Genomic DNA, 18,468 nt, shown 5'->3' with positions numbered 1-18,468 from the left:
AGCTATTTTCTGAAATAATGACTTTTTCAGTTCAAATCATGCCGTACGCGAGTACACTTCTACACAGCACACTGTACATATATTTGTTATAATAACAATTTCCCTCCTATTTAATTGTTAGTTTTTTATCCAATATGCATAAAATCGCCCATTTAGCTCCTTTAGGTAAAGATATACCACCAACCAAGCGTGGTCATGAGCGATGTGTGGCATTATTAGTCAGTGCAACCGACCTGTTTTTAGAACGTGGTTACGATGCAGTATCACTGGATGATATTGTGCAACATGCAGGCGGATCTAAGGCTTCAATCTATAAATACTTTGGCAATAAAGAAGGCTTATTCAAAGCAATTTGTGATTATCGTCGGGAACAGTTTTTTAAAGATATCTGCATCCCTTTTGAACACGGTAAAGATGATCTTCGTGTCTATTTAATCCAAACCCTGATAAATGTTAAGCAACACTTGATGCTTCCAGAAAATGTAGCCTTCCTTCGTTTAATTATTGAACAGACACAGCGCAGCCCACAGCTTGCTCTTTACATTCACGAACAGGGTCCAAAGCATATTCAAATCGCCATAGCCAATGCGCTAACCAAAGCCGATGAAATCGGGATTATTCACTGTAAACAACCGATTTATTCTGCTCAACTGTATTTTGGCATTATCCGCAATATTGAATGGTGCGTACTTATGGGTGTACCAATCCGTGAAAATGATCAAGAAACCATCAATTACATTACTTATTGTGTAGATCGCTTCCTGGAAGGCCATCAACCCCGTTAGATTTTTTGCAATTTTCCTCGCATATAGTATATTAGCCGATTCCGTATTTTTTTCTTAACCAACCAACAACTAATTACTGATAATTTATTTTCAGCGGTTATTGTGGAGTAAATGATGGCTCTCCGTCACTTTCTAACTTTACGTGATTTATCGACTTTAGAACTTAACCAAATTTTGCAACGCGGGATCGAACTCAAGCGTAAGCAGCATAACAATGAAGTTTTCCAACCTTTCGTTGGTAAAGTCATGGGTATGATTTTTGAAAAATCGAGTACTCGTACACGTGTTTCGTTTGAAGCTGGCATGAGTCAATTCGGTGGTAGCGCAATCTTTCTTTCTTCACGTGACTCCCAACTTGGTCGCGGTGAGCCAGTTGAAGATTCGGCACGCGTAATATCAAGCATGCTGGATATCGTAATGATCCGTACTTTCGGCCATGATATCGTTGAGCGTTTTGCTTCTTACTCAAAAGTACCTGTAATCAATGCATTAACAGATGATCACCACCCTTGCCAACTATTGGCTGACATGCAAACTTACCTTGAACACCGTGGTTCAATTGAAGGTAAAACCGTTGCCTGGATTGGTGATGGCAACAACATGTGCAACTCTTATATTGAAGCTGCACACATGTGGGGCTTTAAATTAAAAATTGCTGCGCCTAAAGGCTATGAACCACAAGAAAAATTCCTGACTGAATTTGCCCACTGTGTAGAACTTGTCGATTCAGCTGAAGATGCTGCGGTAAATGCAGATCTGATTGTGACTGATGTCTGGGCAAGCATGGGACAGGAAGAAGAGCAAAAAATCCGTGAACAAGCCTTTGCTGATTATCAGGTCAATGAACGCTTAATGGACCTTGCTCACCCAGATTGCTTATTCATGCACTGCTTGCCAGCTCACCGTGGCGAAGAAATCTCAGAAAACATGCTTGATCACAAAAATGCTGTGGTTTGGGATGAAGCTGAAAACCGCCTGCATGCACAAAAAGCACTGGTTGAATTCTTAATTAATGAAAATTTAAAGAAAGATTAAATTTTCAGCCTCAAGTTTTCTAAAAAAGTACCTTCGGGTGCTTTTTTTATGCCTATAAATTGTTTAATTTAAGTCATAAACATTTTAAGTGATTATGATCATGCTATTTAAAACAATATTTTTTTGTTTAAGCACTTTTCTTATATTTAATACCACACATGCCAAAGCCACCGAGCTCGATCAATATTTTGTTAAAAAGCAGATTCTAGATTCATCTTATAAAATTAAAGACCATAAAGCGCTGAATGAGATTTTAGATGTCATCAGTGATGAAGATTCGCGCACATTGCCTTTCCAGATCGATCAAAACATGCTGATGGAAAAATACCAAATGAGCGCGAATGGGGTAAAAATTGAAGGCATTATCACCACGCCTGATTTTACCCAGTTTGCCCAAGATGTTGGTGACAAGGAAGTCAAAAAACTGCTGAGAAAAAATATTTTGCAGAACTGCAGCTTGTTGTTTGAAAATGAATTTCAACGTGTAAATCCCTATCATGTTGAATTAAAATTGTCATCCGAAAGTAAAAACTATGACTTTAAGATTAAGAACAGTGAATGTTCTTTTTAAACAGTCGTTTGATACGTTAGGCTAACTAACGTATCAAACCTTGCGGTTGTAAAATAATAATGCTTGCCCCAATTATCACTACAATTCCACCCAGTAAATCCCAGCGACTTAATGCCACCTGATCAACAAATCTTAACCACATCAGTGCGGTAAAAATATAAATTCCACCATAGGCTGCGTAAATTCGTCCCGATGCAGCAGGATGTAGAGTGAGTAACCAGACGAATGCAGCCAATGCCAGGACCGCTGGAATCCAAAACCACTGAGTTTTTCCCTGCTTTAAAATAAGATAGGGAAAATAACACCCCAGAATTTCCATCACAGCAGTGACAAGAAATAAAAAGACCGTGTTTAAGACTTTGGTAATTTGAATGTCCATAAATTGAAGGTCACATCCGATTTCATTTTTCTAAAGATTTTAAAAATCATACTTGAGGTAAAACACAAAAAATTTAGATTGAAGCAAATAAAAACCCGTGCGAACACGGGTTTTTATGAGTTATTTTTAATTACGCAGGTTCCGCAGTCTGATCTTCAAACACTTCGAGTTTAAGGCCGACTGCTTTGCCATTCTCTTTCTTCACTGAAACTGCAACATTGCCGCCATGTTCTGCCAGTTCACCAAAGAGAATCATCTCGGCAAGCGGTTTTTTCAGGTGTTCCTGAATCAGACGCTGCATTGGACGAGCACCCATCAAACGGTCATAGCCATTTTCGGCCATCCATTCACGTGCACTTTGATCCACTTCAAGAATGACTTTTTTATCATCCAGCTGCGCCTGAAGTTCAGTCAGGAATTTATCCACGACATTTTCAATAATTGTCGTTGGCAATGCCTTGAATTGAATCACCCCATCCAGACGGTTACGGAATTCTGGAGAGAATGCACGTTTCATTGCTTCCTGATTGTCATTGCTATTATCTTGTTCTCTAAAACCAATGCTGGCACGTGAAATACTTTCTGCACCAATATTGGTGGTAAGAACCAGAATCACATTACGGAAATCTGACTTGCGACCATTATTATCTGTTAACGAGCCATGATCCATAATCTGCAATAATAAATTAAACACATCAGGATGCGCTTTTTCAATTTCATCCAACAGCAATACGCAATGTGGATTTTTATGAATGGCATCGGTGAGCAAACCGCCCTGATCAAACCCCACATAACCCGGAGGTGCGCCAATTAAACGTGAAACTGCATGACGTTCCATGTATTCCGACATATCGAAACGGACCAGTTCCACACCCAGTAATTTTGCCAACTGTTTGGTGACTTCGGTTTTACCTACCCCGGTTGGGCCTGCAAAAACAAAGCTACCCACAGGTTTCTCCGGTGATTTCAAGCCCGCACGCGACAATTTAATTGCAGAACCAAGTGCTTCAATGGCTTCATCCTGACCAAAGACCACACGTTTAAGATCACGCTCCAGATTTGAAAGCACCGTTTTATCATCTTTCGATACTGTTTTCGGTGGAATACGGGCAATCTTGGAGATGATATCTTCAATATTTTCAACCGTGATTAACGTATCGTCTTGCTCGGCTTTCAAACGGCGCTGAGCACCCGCCTCATCAATTACATCAATGGCTTTATCTGGCAAGAAACGGTCATTAATAAACTTGGCGGATAGCTCTACCGCTGAAACCAGTGCTTTATCATCATATTTGACATGATGAAAATCTTCAAATTTCGATTTTAAGCCACGTAAAATATCAATGGTTTCAGAAATTGAAGGCTCATTGACATCAATTTTCTGAAAACGACGTGACAAGGCATGATCTTTTTCAAAAACTTGGCGATACTCTTGGAACGTGGTTGAACCGATACAACGTAACGAACCATTCGACAAAGCCGGTTTGATTAAGTTTGATGCATCCATGGTACTGCCCATGCTTGAACCAGCCCCAATAATCATGTGAATTTCATCAATAAATAACACAGCTTCTGGTTTCTTTTTCAACGCATTCAAGAGTTGTTTCAAGCGTTTTTCAAAGTCACCACGGTACTTGGTTCCAGCAACCAGAGCTCCAATATCCAGACTATATATTTCTGCATGGGCTAATGGCTTCGGTGCTTTACCATTAACAATCAGCCAAGCCAGTCCTTCTGCAATCGAGGTTTTACCAACCCCTGGATCACCAACCAGCAAAGGATTGTTTTTACGGCGACGACATAAAATCTGTGCTGCACGTTCAATTTCTTTTTCACGCCCGATCAAAGGATCTGTTTTACCTTTTTGTGCTTCTGCATTCAAGTTAGTGGTATATAGATCGAGTGGGCCGGCATTTGAAGAACTCGATGTTTCTCCATCCAGCTCTTCCACTTCCTCTTCAGCAGGTACGTCTTCTTTACGTGTACCATGCGATAAATATTGAGTTAATGTTAAACGATTAATTTGATGACGTTTAAGCAAGTAAACCGCAAAAGAATCACGTTCAGAATACATCGCAACAAGAATGTCTGCACCTTCAACAGTTCGATCTCCACCACTTGATTGCACATGGAAAATTGCACGTTGCAGAATACGATCAAAGCTTTCCGTCGGATGTGGTGCCTGATCACTATGTTCGCTTAATTTAGGGGTGTGCTGCTCAACATATTCTTCCAGCTCCTTGCGAAGAACGATAATGTCCGCACCACATGCTTTTAACGCATTTACTGCAGAGTCATTATCAAGTAAAGCCAACAATAAATGTTCAACCGTGAGAAACTCATGTCTCTTTTGACGAGCCATGCTTACAGCCAAACGTAATGATACTTCTAATTGACGACTGAGCATGTAATCCCCTTAATCTTTTGGCTCAATCTGACAAAGTAATGGATGACCTTGAGACCGAGCATAATTATTGACTTGGTTCGCTTTCGTTTCCGCAATGTCTCGTGGATAAACGCCTGCAACACCTTTCCCTTCATAATGTACAGTTAGCATTACTTGGGTCGCTTGGTCAAGATTCAAAGCAAAGTATTGTTGTAAAATTTCAATTACAAAATCCATAGGGGTGTAATCGTCATTCATCAAAACAACAGCATATAAGGGGGGACGCTTTAATTCAGGGGGAGCCGTTTGTACCGCAACACCCCCGTCAGTCCCTTCAGCGTCATCCTGCGAGTCATTACTTAAGCGTGGACTAATATGCCAGTCGACATATCCCGATTGATGAAAAGAATTTTTGATGGTGTTTAAACAATAATGACGCTTATTCATTCGCATAGGATTTTTAATTCACATTTATTGTGCATTTGCTTCTGCTTGAGGAATTTCAGAAATAAATGCCGATTGACTCTCTATAGGTTTACCACGTCCCCAACTAAAACGCTTAATTAACGGTGTACTTGTTGCTCCGGTTAAACGCACCTCAATGAATTGTGGTGTAAAGCCGTTAGGCATGGTCCAGCGTCCGGTTAAACGTTCATAATCTTCAAAGTTAAAGTTTTTGTCTTCCATAGGAACCACCAAAACTTCAGTACCCTGAATTAAACGCAACTCCACAGTTCCTGAAACACCCCGTCTATTCGGACTGATTTGAACCAGATCAAGTTGATATTCATAGGCATTTTCTGGTAATGGTTTAATGCCGATATTTTGTATGGTCAGGCTTAAACCACCACGCTGACGCAACACTTCACGGTAAATTGCACTCAAACCTTCAGCCTGACTTTTATCTTCACGTGCCTGATTCAAAGCAGCAAACAAATCATTTGAATTACTGACCGCAACATCACGCTCCTGTACTGCCAGATTCAAATTTTTATTCAGCATTTCCAGGCTGGTTTTTTGCTTTTGCACTACTTCGACCAGCTGTTCGGCATCCGCTTCATAGCCAACCACAGTCAAACCTTGCCGATGCCCAACTGAATAGCCCAGCAAACCACTTCCCAGAACAAGAATGGCCGCACCAATTGCCAGCGGTAAATTACCCTTTAGAAAAGGTTTTTTACTGAGGAAATTCAGTTGTGACGGAGTATTTGAGTCAGAATTCGGCATCGTCATCTCTTATTTTGATTCATTCAAAACACACATTTAAATCCAAATCCAAATGTGTGTGAAGTCGAAAAACGTTTTTTATGGTAATAAGCCAATACCTGCAAGACCTGCATTCTCAGCAAAGCCAAACATCAGGTTCATATTTTGTACTGCCTGTCCTGCCGCACCTTTCACCAAATTGTCTTGTACAGAGAGCACAACCAGTTTTTTAGGCTGTGGTTTATACAAGGCAATTCGAAGCTGGTTGGCACCGCGTACCGAACGTGTTTCAGGTGAGCTGTTGGCAGGCATTACATCTACAAACTGTTCATTGGCATAGAATTGTTCATACAAGCTTTGCAAATCGGTAGCATCACCTGCATCAGTTAAGTCCACATACATGGTACTCAGCATACCGCGGATCATAGGAACTAAATGCGGTACAAATAAAATGTGATTAAATACATCTTTAAGACCGGAAATATTTTCCAGTGCCTCCACAATTTCAGGATGATGACGGTGACCTGCAACGCCATAAGCCTTAAAGTTATCGGCATTTTCAGAATAAATCATACCTAGGCTGGCTTTACGCCCTGCACCAGATACGCCGGATTTTGCATCAATAATAATACTTTCCGGTTTCACCAATGCTTCAGTTTGTTTAAATAACGGCGCAAGACCCAGTTGTACCGTGGTTGGATAGCAACCCGGGTTACCAATCACGTCGGCTTGTTTAATTTTTTCACGATTCAGTTCTGACAAACCGTAAACTGAATCTTTTAAAATATCTGGGCAGGCATGTTCAAGACCATACCATTTTTCAAATTGTTCCAAGTCTTGCAAACGGAAATCCGCCGCCAAGTCGATGACTTTAGTATTTGCTGCAACAAGTTCTGCTGCATGTTTCATTGCTACACCATGAGGGGTTGCAAAGAAAACCACATCGCATTTTTTCAGTTCATCAATGTCTAAATCTGAATATTCAAGATCGGTATGACCGCGCAAGCTTGGGAACATGTCATCGACACGGCGACCTTTTTCGGTACGTGATGTCAGTACATTAACCTGTACATTTGGGTGTCGTAGTAAAAGACGCAACAATTCAACGCCTGTATAACCTGTACCACCGACAATACCAACAGTAATCACGATCACTACCTCAAACCTAAAGTGTCCATTTCGTAACTGCGTAGTATGACAGGAAGTTTTGGTTTTCTGAACTGTTTTAGCTTAGATTACTTCAATTCGGATGTTTTTATCGGGTTAAGTGAAAACATATTCTCAGAAAGTATAAGGCCGACATTATAGTAAAGGTAAAATCGGCCTGCTTGCTAGCCAAAAAATACTACTTCATACTGATTTCTAATGGTATTTTCTGTCCTTTTCTCAGAATTTCAAACTTTACCGTATTTCCTTTTAAATAATTTGAACTTTCAACAAAAGCGCTAACATCTTTGATATTTTCGTCATTCATTTTTAAAATTATATCTTGCGGCATTATAACATTTTCTGCTGGAGAGTCTCGCTTAAGCACTTTAGCAACGACGCCTGATTGAATACTGTTATAAATTTTATCTCTTTCGAATAAATCAGCAGGGTAAATACCTGTTATTGAATTAAATTTATAAAAATAAATTACCCTAAACTGATCATTTAAAGATGCATATCGGACTGGCCTACTTTCTATCGTGCCTACTGGTATATTATTTAAATTATTCACATCATTTTTATTTCTGTCATTGCCTGAAATTCTTGCAGCCTCTGGCTCGCGCATCCGAGTATCGTAAATAACCTTATTGCCTTGATATTCACTGCTAAAAACAGCAATGGGAGAGCCATGAAGCAACGCTTTTTCTCGAATATCTCTCATGCTTCTGCTATAGGAATAATCAATGAACTTTTCTTTAAATATGGGTACATATCCGTCTTGCAGCATTTCAAGTGTCTTTTCTTCTAAATCATCTACTTTAAAAATTTCTGGATTCTGTCTTTGTACATTTTTTCCACTGTAATACTCTGCACGAACTATATTACCGCTACAAGCCAGCATCAAAACACCGCATAATACTAATAGCTTCATCATTATCATTTCTCTCTTATAATTTTAATTTTGCATGCAACCTAAATATATAAATGAAAAATCCTTATGGATTCAATCATTATTAGATGAAAAGGAACTTTTTATTTAAAAGCAAATACTGTGCATAAATGCTAAAAGTTTAGTCTTTATACATTCCACCACCACGGCATCGGACTGCTTTTTAAAATTTTCCGATGCTGCTGATAATTGGCATCATGTTTTTGTACTTCTGCCCAAAAATGCGGACTATGATCAAAATGCTTGGTATGTGCTAATTCATGCACACAGACATAACGAGTAGTCTTTTCAGGAAATAGAACCAAGCCGCTATTCAACATAATGTCATGCTTCGATGTACAACTTCCCCATCGTGTTTTAGGCTGCCGAATCGCACATTTGCCAAAACTCAAATTACTTTCTTGGCTCACATCCCCCAAATAAAGCGGAAGATGCTGCTTTGCATAGGCGATTACAAACGCTTTTAAATATTGTTCAGGCTGACGATCACTGATCAAAAGTTGATTTCTGAGCTCATCATATATAAAAGAATTTTTTTGGCTTTGATAAGCAATCTGTAAAGGTTGACCTAAATTAAAAAGTTTAAGTTCGGTGGGTAAGCTTTTATCAATCTGTCCCGCTTTTTCCTGCTGCTTCTGCCATGTTTCAATCATCCATTGTTCTGATTGTTTTAAGAAGTCTTGAACTTGGCGCTGTGTGCAAAACTGCGGCACAGTTAATTTAATTTGCATCGGCTCTACGCGCAGCCTCAAGCGTGTTGCGCGTAATTTTCGAGTGATTTGAATTTCTGGTAAGTTTGAGGTCATTTATCTATAATTTTATAATTTGAATCCCCCTCCTAACGGAAGTTCACATCTCACATTTTCATAAGAAAATGTTTTAAAGGGATTCTAAATATTCAATAATGGTTGTGAAATTAATATTGAAAAGTCCCTTCTCCCTCAGGGAGAAGGTTAGGATGAGGGGATTCTTCATATAAATCCTCTCCCTAACCCTCTCCTTTAAAAGGAGAGGGAAATTTCATATAGATTAAACCGCAGTACGCTCTTCAATACCGTTATCAGTTGCAACCACAGCAATATCAGCTTTATTCAAGGCAAAGATACCGTTACACACCACACCCGGAATGTTGTTAATGGTTTTTTCAAGCTCAAGCGCATTTAGAATATTCAGGTTATGCACATCTAAAATCACGTTGCCGTTATCAGTCACAACACCTTCACGATAAACCGGATCGCCACCCAAGCTTACAATTTTACGTGCTACCGCAGAACGCGCCATTGGAATGACTTCTACAGGCAGCGGGAAATCACGACCCAATTGCTCTACCCATTTCGAATCATCCACGATACAGACAAATTTCTTTGCAATTGAAGCGACGATTTTTTCACGAGTCAATGCAGCACCGCCCCCTTTGATCATGTGCATATGACGGTCAATTTCGTCCGCACCATCGACATAAGCATCCAAGCCGCCTACAGAGTTCATGTCGACCACTTCAATGCCTAATTTTTTCAAACGCTGGGCAGTCGCTTCAGAACTGGCAACCGCAGCTTCCAGTTGCAATTCTGGCAATAATTCAATGAGGAAGTTCACAGTACTTCCTGTACCTACCCCCAAAATCCCGCCTTTAGGCAAGTGTTTTAAAGCAGCTTTCGCAGCAGCTTGTTTCTTTTCATCCTGGGTAGCATACAGACTCATAACTTGGCTCAACTATTTTTTGACATTTGTTGCTGATTAAACAGCCCAAATGTACAGGGGTTTGTTACAATAAAGGCCTATTTTAAACTGTTAGATGGAAAATTAACATGCTGTCTCGTTTGGTTCGACAAATATTACAGGCAACGGTCTATGACGTTGCAATCGAAACTCCACTCGAAGCAGCGCCACGAATTAGTGAAAAGCTAAATAATAACATTCGCTTTAAACGCGAAGATTTACAACCTGTCTTTTCCTTCAAGCTACGCGGTGCCTACAACCGTATTAGTCAATTACCGAAATCTCAGTTGGAACGTGGCGTTATTACGGCTTCAGCAGGTAACCATGCACAAGGTGTGGCCCTATCTGGTAAAAAACTGGGAATTCGCGCCATTATTGTCATGCCGAAAACCACGCCTGACATTAAAGTTCAGGCAGTAAAACGTTTGGGTGGAGAGGTCGTCTTGTATGGCGATTCTTTTGATGTTGCCAACAGATATGCCATTCAACGTGCTACCGAAGATGGCATGACCTTTATTCCACCTTATGACGATGAACTGGTGATGGCCGGTCAAGGCACAATTGCCAATGAAATTTTGCGTCAATGGCGTGATGTGGAATATGTATTTGTTGCTGTTGGCGGTGGTGGTTTGATTGCCGGTGTTGCTGCTTACCTTGGTGATGTTGCACCACATGTAAAAGTCATTCCGGTGGAATATGATGAATCTGCCTGCTTAAAAGCGGCTTTTGAAGCCAATGAACGTGTAATTCTACCTTCTGTAGGTTTATTTGCTGACGGTACTGCGGTTGCACAAATTGGTGAAAAACCGTTTGATGTGATTCGCCTGCAAAAATCAGACAACTCGGGCCCAATTGTTGAACCGGATGTTGTACTGGTGAACACAGACGAGATCTGTGCAGCAATTAAAGATACCTATGACGAATGCCGCAGCATTGTTGAACCTTCCGGTGCCATGGCACTTGCCGGGATCAAGAAATATGTGGCAGAACATGGTCTGGAAAATAAAAATATGGTGTCGATTGTTTGTGGTGCCAACATGAACTTCGACCGTCTGCGCTATATTGCCGAACGTACAGAGCTCGGTGAACGCAAAGAAGCCATTTTTGCCGTGACCATTCCAGAAGAGAAAGGTTCATTCCTGAATTTCTGCCGTGCCCTGCAAGGCCGTAATATCACGGAATTCAACTACCGCGCCAGCTCTTCTAGTGCTGCTCAAGTATTTGTCGGCATCAGCTTGAAAGGTGGCGAAAAAGAACGTCACGACATTTATGACACCTTGACGACGCAATATGATGTTGATGATTTGTCTGATGATGAAGTGGCAAAACTGCATATCCGTTATCTGGTCGGTGGTCATGCAGATATTGAAAATGAGCGTCTATTCCGTGTCGAGTTCCCGGAACGTCCAGGTGCATTACTGACTTTTCTGGAACGTCTGGGTCCAACGCACAACATTACCCTATTCCACTACCGCAACCACGGCGCAGCGGAAGGTCGTGTACTGGTTGGCTTAGAAGCAAGCGATGCGAAACAAAATCCGGATGGTTTAATTGAAACATTGGAAAATATTACTTATCCATATGCAGAAATTACCAACAATTTGGGGTATCAACGATTCTTGAAATAATTTTTTAGCATGACTTGAAATAGCCTGTATGAATACAGGCTATTTTTTTGCATTTAACTCTCGTTATTAAAAAAATAGTTAGACAAATCACATCAATCAAAAGCTGCACATGGGCTGTTTTATAATTTTGAGCTAATCATTTCCTGTTTAGAATTCAGTTGAATGACGTTATTCAATACTTAAGCTAAAGTTTAACACGCAAACTCTAAAATTTAGTGGCATCATAGTCGTTGAAATATGATGTAAAAATTGAAAACAAATTAGGATTAAAAACACATGGCACAGTTTGCAGTGATTGGTTTGGGTAGTTTTGGTGCAACCGTCGCAACCAAATTAGCCATGTTAAACCATGATGTGATTGGTATAGACAGCAATAAAAAATATGTAGAAACCTTTTCTGATCAGCTGACTCATGCAGTCATTGCCGATGCCACAGATGAACATGTACTCAAAGAACTGAATATTCAAAACTGTGAAGCCGTGGTGGTGGCTATTGGCGAAGATATAGAAGCCAGCATCTTATGTGTCCTACATCTAAAAAATATGGGTATTAAAAAAATTTGGGCTAAGGCCAAATCACAAGCCCATCACATGATTTTGACTCATCTTGGCGTGAATAAAATCATTCATCCTGAAGAAGATATGGGTAACCGGGTTGCCCAGTCATTAAGCTACCCGATGGTCAGTCGTTATATGGGTTTAGAAGACAATCATTTCATCGTTAAAATTGAAATTAAAAAGAGTCAGCAGGGCGAACGTTTTCATCAGCTTATGAGTCATGTTCCTGAAATTAAAACGATTCTGCACAAACGCGGCAAAGAGGTTTCATATAACATTGATCCTAATTTAATTATGCAAGAAGGTGATATCTTAGTCGTGGAAGGTGAAATTGAACCCTTAAGAAAACTTTCTGCCCGGTTTAAATAAAATATGAATCAAGCGCAAAACAAAAACCCCAATACGGTCAATCTAAGCCCACCCAGTTTACTGGCACTGGGTTTTTTGAGCTTTATCGTTGTCGGAACTTTATTGCTCAAACTCCCGATTTCACATCATGGTGAATTAAGCTGGCTCAATGCCCTATTTACTTCAACGTCTGCCGTGACCATTACCGGGCTGTCTGTGGTCAATGTCGGAGAAGCCTATACCACCTTTGGCAAGATCGTCATTATGCTGTTATTGCAAAGCGGCGGCCTGGGTTTTATGACCTTTGCCATACTGGCTGCACTGAGTCTTTCCTCCAATATCAGGCTCAAACAGCAAATGATGGCGCAGGAAACCATTGGTCAAACCAGCCTGGCCAAAGTGTCATTCACCATTAAAGGGGTGCTGTTATATTCCCTGTTTTTTGAAGCGATTGGCACATTGATTTTAACTATTGCCTGGATGCCAGAATACGATTTTTCCCGCGCCTTTTTTTACGCGGCTTTTTATAGTGTTTCGGCTTTTAATAACGGTGGTTTTTCCCTATTTCCCAATAGTTTGATGAGTTTTGCAGACCATTACTTTATTACCTTTACCATTAGTATGCTCTATATTATTGGTGGAATTGGCTTTGTCGTGCTGATGGATATCCAGCGCACTCGTCGCTGGAAAAAATTAAGTGCCAATAGCAAATTAATTCTCTCTACCATTGCAGGTTTAAACCTATTTGCCTTTATCGTAATTTGGGCACTGGAAGCCAACAATCCCCTAACCCTGGCGAATATGAGCCTGGGTGATCAAGCCCTAAACGCCTGGTTCCATGCCACCGTTCCGCGCTCATCCGGTTTTAACAGCCTGGAGATGGCAAACATGACCGATGCTTCCACCTTAGTCACCATGATCCTGATGTTTATTGGTGGCGGTTCACTCAGCACGGCTGGCGGTATTAAGGTGGGTACTTTTATTATTGTGGTCTTAAGTGTGATCACTTTTTTACGACGCTCGGAAGAATTAACCGTATTCAATCACTCAGTTTCTAAAACCACCTCATTTAAAGCCTTAGCCGTGGTTTCCATTACTGCCATACTGATATTCTTAGGATTATTTACGCTTCTTATTCTGGAGCCTAGCAAAAACTTCCTGGATTTACTCTTCGAAGCAGTTTCTGCCACCTGTACGGTAGGATTATCACGTGGCATTACCAGTGAATTACAGCCTGCAAGTCTGTTTGCGTTAATCTTACTGATGTTTGCGGGTCGTTTGGGGCCACTGACTCTGGCCTACCTGATTGCCACCCCGAAAAAAAGCCGTTTAAAACATCCACCGGCAGATATTCAAATTGGTTAAACCCGATTCAATAAAAAACCACTCATACAGAGTGGTTTTTTATCATTCATGGATAAATTTTAATACCAATTCATTAAGGATACACCTAAACCGACATAAGTGGCTCGATGATTATAATCAATCAGGCTTTCACCATAGCCATCAAACAATTGAAAATGACCACGCAATTTACCGCTAATCGGGAATGCCCAATCAAACTGCATAGCCCCATGTGCATCATCGCCACCTTTGAGCGAATGACGTAGCATCAGGGAAAATTCATGATCATTCTTGCGGTAGAATGCAGTTAAATCACCACGACCAATATAGTTTTTAATATCCGGGTTGTTATCATCTTTTGCATCTTCTTCAATGCGATACCAAGGACGTAGCATCAATGCAAAGTTGTCGCGTTCTAAACCGACATTAAAAATAATACGGTTCCAGCTACGTGATAAAGGATCGGCACGGCCATTGGACTGATGGTTAAAGGTCACACCTAGTAAACGTGCATTTAAGCCCAAAATTTCATAATTGGTCCGAAAAACCAGACTGGCTTCAGGCTCATAGTTGGTTTCACGGAAAGGACGCGAGGCATCTGCATTATAAACCTGCCAGTGTGATGACTGGGTATAACCCAGCCAGAGATCGCCATTATCACCAAACAGGTTTTCAACTGCTTTAGTTTTTAAAGACAACTGGAATTTCGCTTCCATCGATTTCAGGTTTTGCTCATCACCTAACTGTACCGTATTATTTTCATTCGGACTAGAAGGACGTTCATTTTTATCCGAAGTCCAGAATCCTGGAAGCAGATAAACCGGTTGATGCGCACGAATATTCCAGGTTCCAAGTTTACTTTCAGAAGACAACTCCCAACGCTTGTCCAGCAAAGACGTATTGGGATCAATTTTTGGCCCCTCAACTGCAAAGACATTACTCATCCCATGACTGATTTTTTCTTTGATCGTTTCTGGCTCAGTCGGTGCAGGTGCAATTTGATTGGCTGCCTGACGTTCAGACACCAGTGCCGTTTTTTCTGTTTCAGGCACCTTGAACAAAGTGTCATAACAGGCCAGACGATCCGCATTGGACTCTAATGCCACGCATGCTTCCGGACTTGCGGGTGTAATGAGAGATTCTGGTTTTTGTGCATGAATACTCGCCGCATACAAAGAACTGAGCATGATCATGCTCAGTTGCAATGTAGTGCGTTCAAGCGTTTTGAACGCCATAGGGTTTTACCTCAAATGATATCTTTAGTTCACTTGCTTAATATCAAAACCAAGTTCAAGCAGCGCTTCACGCTTAGCTACGGGTGCAACCACAGCCTTGACTGGTTTTTGCTGAACCAAATATTGTTCTGCAACCCGTTTTAAATCATCAAGAGTTACAGCAAGTAAACGTGCACGTAATTGCTTGCGCACTGCAGGTGTACGTGCATGCAATAATGCATAGCAGGCAGTAATGGCTTCCTCGGCAGGAGAACCCGGTTTATCCATGCTTGCAATTAAGCCCAAGATTGCTTCTTCCAGTTGATGCGGTTTGTGTTCGCTATTCAGCAACCATTGGATACTGGCATCAAAGTCTTTAAAAGTCTCTGCCAGGCGCGGATCGCGGTAGCTATAGAAACGGAAAGAACAGGCATTGCCATCGTAGCTTGCTCCACCACCGTACGCCCCGCCTTTTTCACGAATCGCACTGTGCAGGAAACCATTACGCAAATAAGCAGCCAATACCATGAGAGGTGCAGCATCTGGATGAGAAACCTCTACTGCAGCATAAGCAGCAGCACAGAATTGAACATTGGCTTGAATCAGCCAAGCTTCGTCATTATTGCTATTTTCTGTGATGATTTGAGTTAATTCTACCGGACTTTTATCAACAGCTAACTTGTCCCAAACGTCTTGCACTTCTTCAATCAAACGATCGGACTGATGTTCTTCACACACCAGCAAGAATTGTTTTGGTGCCTGTAAAAGTAAACGATGAATGGCTTTTAATTCTGCAATTAATGCATTATAAGCAGTTTCATCACTTTCAATTTTACTTACCAAATTACCTAACCAGTTCAGTGCTCCCAAACCGGTATTTTGATAGTCACGTTGTGCCAAGGCACTATGGTTACGTCCAGCAATTTGCATGGCATAGCTATGACCCGAACCGGAAATACGTGAAGTCCAACGTGTTTTACGTTGTTGCAATAATTCGATAATACGATCTTTCTCATCAAAACGCAGTTGTTCAAATGCCAGTTTCAACAGGCGGATGGCTTCAAAATTATTCACCAGAGATTTGGTGGTCAACGTAAGCCATGCGCTAATCTTGTTTTTATCATCATATTTTGAACGTAGAGATGCACCCATCCCCACGCCACCACTCACCGCAGTTTGCAGTTGTTGCAGTTCCAGATAGTCGTATTCACCCGCACCGACTTCACCCAGCAAAATTGAAAGTAAATTGAAATATGGCGACTGAACTACCTGATCTGGAATTTTTACCAACACCTGTTGATAGTAAATGCCATTGGTTCCGGCATGATACAGATTCAAAGGCGTGTCTAAATTATTGCTGATAATTTCACGCAATTGACCTTGTACGATGTGCAAGTCCGCAGGAACGTCTTCCAGACCGACTTTCGGTAACAGGTTCAAATCATCCGGCGTGTCCTGACGGACTTTTAAAGCTTCGGTTTGCTTGATGATTTCCGCTTTTTGCTCATCGGTCAGTTGGGCTCCAATGGCTGCCAGACGCGCTTTTTCCGCTTCAGCTTCCTTAGCAGATTTGGTTGCATCAGGCACCAAAGTCATCTGTACACGATGCTGATTATCCAGCAGATATTCTTTAATCAGGTTGGACAACCACATTGGGTCTTTGAGTTCTTCTTTCACCTGTTCAATCGCCGTGTCTACATCCCAGACCTGAATCGGATCGCTGTGATGAATCACACTGCTTAATCCATTTAAAATCAGGCTTAGACCATATGGCATGCCATCGCCATTGATTTCACGCTGATGCAATTCAATCTGATGCAAAATGGCATCCACCATTTCGGCATCAACCGGTTTAGAAGCAACTTCTTCAAGAACCTTAAACACACCATCTTTAAATTCCTGGGCATGTTCAGGATTTGAACCCTGTACGCCACAGAAGAAAGTCATTTCAAAGTTGGAATCATCCACACCCATAATTGGGCCGGTAGACTGGGCATAACCACAGGTTTCCAGATAATGACGTAATGGCGAAGCTGAATCTTCCAGCAAAACACCTTCAACCAGACGCATCCCCAAGCGTAATTTAATATCACTGGCTTGCGGCAACAGCCATGAAATCACGTGATAGGTTTTATCCTTCAGATCTTCTGCATCTACAGCATAACTTTCTGTGACTTCAAGCGGTGCAGTTAAACGGGTTTCGGGTGTTGAATGTAAGGTTTGACCTTTTTCAAATTTAGACAAGGCTAAAGTTTCAAATTGTTCCTGCAAGTAATAAGCCGATTCATTGCCAAAAGTCATAAATACAGCATTACTTGGATGATAATGTGACTTATAGAAATCAACCAACTCAGGGTAAGTTAAATCCGGAATATTCTTAGGATCGCCACCGGAATTGTAATGATAGGTAGTATGCGGGAATAAATGATGCGCCAATTGATGATAAAGCTGATCTGAAGGAGAACTCATTGCTCCTTTCATTTCATTAAAGACCACACCTTTATAAACCGGTTCGCCATTTTCAAGCTCAATGCGAATACCTTCCTGAGCAAAATCAAGTTCGTTTAAATTGGCAGCAAAAGCAGCATCCAGATACACTTCCAGCAGGTTCTGGAAGTCTTTTTTGTTTTGCGTGGCAAAAGGATAGGCGGTCCAGTCTGCTGAAGTAAACGCATTCATAAAGGTATTGAGCGAACGACGAATCATCAGGAAAAATGGGTCACGGACCGGAAATTTTTCCGAACCACAAAGCGCAGTATGTTCTAAAATATGCGCCTCACCTTTTGAATCCATCGGTTGAGTACGAAATGCCACCAGAAAGACATTTTCATCCAGATCACTGGCCAGATGATAATGTATAGCACCCGTGGCTTTATGCTTATATTCAGACACCCGAATATCTAGGGCTTCAACATGGTGTTGACGGATCAACTGAAACGCAGGATGAACAGTTTGAGAAATGGTTTCAGTGACATCTACAGTCATGTGATCTCCAACATTTAAATATTTATAAGATGGTTTTGATTATACCTGAATATTGCACTATTTGGATTTGTACAGTTACCAAATTCCAAGCATTTTGGTCCATTTTAAATCACGGAATATTTCAATCAGATTTCGGAATTTTTTAATGTAACTTTATCAAAAATGAATTCAAGATGAGGGTCAGACAGGTATTCAAAACATAGTGGAAAACA

The 18,468-nt window shown here is 41.0% G+C and carries 16 protein-coding genes; 6 read left to right on the top strand and 10 right to left on the bottom strand.

The window, feature by feature from the left end:
* Window positions 1-134 precede the first annotated feature (134 nt).
* The 3 genes from ABJ384_RS06790 (at window position 135) to ABJ384_RS06780 (ending at window position 2,391) form a co-directional block, all read left to right on the top strand.
* On the top strand, window positions 135-785 hold the full coding sequence (locus ABJ384_RS06790) for a TetR/AcrR family transcriptional regulator (RefSeq protein ID WP_086196325.1): 651 nt from the start codon (window positions 135-137) through the stop codon (window positions 783-785).
* Window positions 786-899: 114 nt separating this feature from the next.
* On the top strand, window positions 900-1,820 hold the full coding sequence (gene argF / locus ABJ384_RS06785) for an ornithine carbamoyltransferase (protein ID WP_180043425.1): 921 nt from the start codon (window positions 900-902) through the stop codon (window positions 1,818-1,820).
* A gap of 100 nt (window positions 1,821-1,920) precedes the next feature.
* Window positions 1,921-2,391 (top strand): hypothetical protein, encoded by a 471-nt coding sequence (locus ABJ384_RS06780; protein ID WP_349929593.1) that lies wholly within the window; start codon window positions 1,921-1,923, stop codon window positions 2,389-2,391.
* Between the two features lie 25 nt (window positions 2,392-2,416).
* On the opposite strand, the gene ABJ384_RS06775 is transcribed toward ABJ384_RS06780, so the two are convergent.
* From ABJ384_RS06775 to rpiA, 8 genes are all read right to left on the bottom strand, one after another.
* The gene (locus tag ABJ384_RS06775) at window positions 2,417-2,770 is read right to left on the bottom strand and encodes a YnfA family protein (RefSeq protein WP_349929592.1); all 354 of its coding nucleotides are present in this window, start codon (window positions 2,768-2,770) and stop codon (window positions 2,417-2,419) included.
* A 130-nt stretch (window positions 2,771-2,900) separates the two neighbouring features.
* Window positions 2,901-5,177 carry an ATP-dependent Clp protease ATP-binding subunit ClpA gene (clpA, locus tag ABJ384_RS06770; protein WP_349929591.1) on the bottom strand — a complete coding sequence of 759 codons (2,277 nt, stop codon included), beginning with the start codon at window positions 5,175-5,177 and terminating at the stop codon, window positions 2,901-2,903.
* 9 nt (window positions 5,178-5,186) lie between these two features.
* Entirely contained in the window at window positions 5,187-5,609 is a 423-nt protein-coding gene (gene clpS, locus ABJ384_RS06765) for an ATP-dependent Clp protease adapter ClpS (protein WP_349929590.1), read from the bottom strand.
* A gap of 18 nt (window positions 5,610-5,627) precedes the next feature.
* Window positions 5,628-6,383, bottom strand: a complete 756-nt coding sequence (locus ABJ384_RS06760) for a DUF6776 family protein (protein WP_349929589.1) — start codon at window positions 6,381-6,383, stop codon at window positions 5,628-5,630.
* A gap of 78 nt (window positions 6,384-6,461) precedes the next feature.
* Entirely contained in the window at window positions 6,462-7,517 is a 1,056-nt protein-coding gene (argC, locus tag ABJ384_RS06755) for an N-acetyl-gamma-glutamyl-phosphate reductase (RefSeq protein ID WP_349929588.1), read from the bottom strand.
* A gap of 190 nt (window positions 7,518-7,707) precedes the next feature.
* The gene (locus tag ABJ384_RS06750; RefSeq protein ID WP_349929587.1) at window positions 7,708-8,445 is read right to left on the bottom strand and encodes a PDZ domain-containing protein; all 738 of its coding nucleotides are present in this window, start codon (window positions 8,443-8,445) and stop codon (window positions 7,708-7,710) included.
* Window positions 8,446-8,588: 143 nt separating this feature from the next.
* Window positions 8,589-9,266 carry a SprT family zinc-dependent metalloprotease gene (locus ABJ384_RS06745; RefSeq protein ID WP_349929586.1) on the bottom strand — a complete coding sequence of 226 codons (678 nt, stop codon included), beginning with the start codon at window positions 9,264-9,266 and terminating at the stop codon, window positions 8,589-8,591.
* Between the two features lie 223 nt (window positions 9,267-9,489).
* A complete protein-coding gene (rpiA, locus tag ABJ384_RS06740; protein WP_166168347.1) occupies window positions 9,490-10,161 on the bottom strand; it encodes a ribose-5-phosphate isomerase RpiA in 672 nt (223 codons plus the stop codon).
* A gap of 107 nt (window positions 10,162-10,268) precedes the next feature.
* Here rpiA and ilvA point away from each other — a divergent pair, with 107 nt between their 5' ends.
* The 3 genes from ilvA (at window position 10,269) to ABJ384_RS06725 (ending at window position 14,078) form a co-directional block, all read left to right on the top strand.
* Complete coding sequence (gene ilvA, locus ABJ384_RS06735) at window positions 10,269-11,807, top strand: threonine ammonia-lyase, biosynthetic (protein ID WP_349929585.1); 1,539 nt, start codon at window positions 10,269-10,271, stop codon at window positions 11,805-11,807.
* A 276-nt stretch (window positions 11,808-12,083) separates the two neighbouring features.
* Window positions 12,084-12,734 carry a TrkA family potassium uptake protein gene (locus ABJ384_RS06730; RefSeq protein ID WP_086196336.1) on the top strand — a complete coding sequence of 217 codons (651 nt, stop codon included), beginning with the start codon at window positions 12,084-12,086 and terminating at the stop codon, window positions 12,732-12,734.
* 3 nt (window positions 12,735-12,737) lie between these two features.
* Window positions 12,738-14,078 carry a potassium transporter TrkG gene (locus tag ABJ384_RS06725; protein ID WP_349929584.1) on the top strand — a complete coding sequence of 447 codons (1,341 nt, stop codon included), beginning with the start codon at window positions 12,738-12,740 and terminating at the stop codon, window positions 14,076-14,078.
* A gap of 59 nt (window positions 14,079-14,137) precedes the next feature.
* On the opposite strand, the gene ABJ384_RS06720 is transcribed toward ABJ384_RS06725, so the two are convergent.
* Both ABJ384_RS06720 and ABJ384_RS06715 read right to left on the bottom strand, forming a co-directional pair.
* Window positions 14,138-15,292, bottom strand: a complete 1,155-nt coding sequence (locus ABJ384_RS06720) for a phospholipase A (RefSeq protein WP_349929583.1) — start codon at window positions 15,290-15,292, stop codon at window positions 14,138-14,140.
* Between the two features lie 24 nt (window positions 15,293-15,316).
* On the bottom strand, window positions 15,317-18,256 hold the full coding sequence (locus ABJ384_RS06715) for an insulinase family protein (protein ID WP_349929582.1): 2,940 nt from the start codon (window positions 18,254-18,256) through the stop codon (window positions 15,317-15,319).
* Window positions 18,257-18,468 lie beyond the last annotated feature (212 nt).

The organism is Acinetobacter sp. A1-4-2, assembly GCF_040233925.1.
Taxonomy (GTDB): Bacteria; Pseudomonadota; Gammaproteobacteria; order Pseudomonadales; family Moraxellaceae; genus Acinetobacter.
The sequence above is the reverse complement of the archived record's forward strand: the minus strand, read 5'-3'. Positions and strand labels throughout refer to the sequence as shown.

What these genes read in the sequence shown, in the direction of transcription:
- ABJ384_RS06790 (WP_086196325.1), top strand. Translation starts at nt 135, where the DNA reads ATGCATAAAATCGCCCATTTAGCTCCTTTAGGTAAAGATATACCACCA.
- argF (WP_180043425.1), top strand. Translation starts at nt 900, where the DNA reads ATGGCTCTCCGTCACTTTCTAACTTTACGTGATTTATCGACTTTAGAA.
- ABJ384_RS06780 (WP_349929593.1), top strand. Translation starts at nt 1,921, where the DNA reads ATGCTATTTAAAACAATATTTTTTTGTTTAAGCACTTTTCTTATATTT.
- ABJ384_RS06775 (WP_349929592.1), bottom strand. Translation starts at nt 2,770, where the DNA reads ATGGACATTCAAATTACCAAAGTCTTAAACACGGTCTTTTTATTTCTT.
- clpA (WP_349929591.1), bottom strand. Translation starts at nt 5,177, where the DNA reads ATGCTCAGTCGTCAATTAGAAGTATCATTACGTTTGGCTGTAAGCATG.
- clpS (WP_349929590.1), bottom strand. Translation starts at nt 5,609, where the DNA reads ATGCGAATGAATAAGCGTCATTATTGTTTAAACACCATCAAAAATTCT.
- ABJ384_RS06760 (WP_349929589.1), bottom strand. Translation starts at nt 6,383, where the DNA reads ATGCCGAATTCTGACTCAAATACTCCGTCACAACTGAATTTCCTCAGT.
- ABJ384_RS06750 (WP_349929587.1), bottom strand. Translation starts at nt 8,445, where the DNA reads ATGATGAAGCTATTAGTATTATGCGGTGTTTTGATGCTGGCTTGTAGC.
- ABJ384_RS06745 (WP_349929586.1), bottom strand. Translation starts at nt 9,266, where the DNA reads ATGACCTCAAACTTACCAGAAATTCAAATCACTCGAAAATTACGCGCA.
- rpiA (WP_166168347.1), bottom strand. Translation starts at nt 10,161, where the DNA reads ATGAGTCTGTATGCTACCCAGGATGAAAAGAAACAAGCTGCTGCGAAA.
- ilvA (WP_349929585.1), top strand. Translation starts at nt 10,269, where the DNA reads ATGCTGTCTCGTTTGGTTCGACAAATATTACAGGCAACGGTCTATGAC.
- ABJ384_RS06730 (WP_086196336.1), top strand. Translation starts at nt 12,084, where the DNA reads ATGGCACAGTTTGCAGTGATTGGTTTGGGTAGTTTTGGTGCAACCGTC.
- ABJ384_RS06725 (WP_349929584.1), top strand. Translation starts at nt 12,738, where the DNA reads ATGAATCAAGCGCAAAACAAAAACCCCAATACGGTCAATCTAAGCCCA.
- ABJ384_RS06720 (WP_349929583.1), bottom strand. Translation starts at nt 15,292, where the DNA reads ATGGCGTTCAAAACGCTTGAACGCACTACATTGCAACTGAGCATGATC.
- ABJ384_RS06715 (WP_349929582.1), bottom strand. Translation starts at nt 18,256, where the DNA reads ATGACTGTAGATGTCACTGAAACCATTTCTCAAACTGTTCATCCTGCG.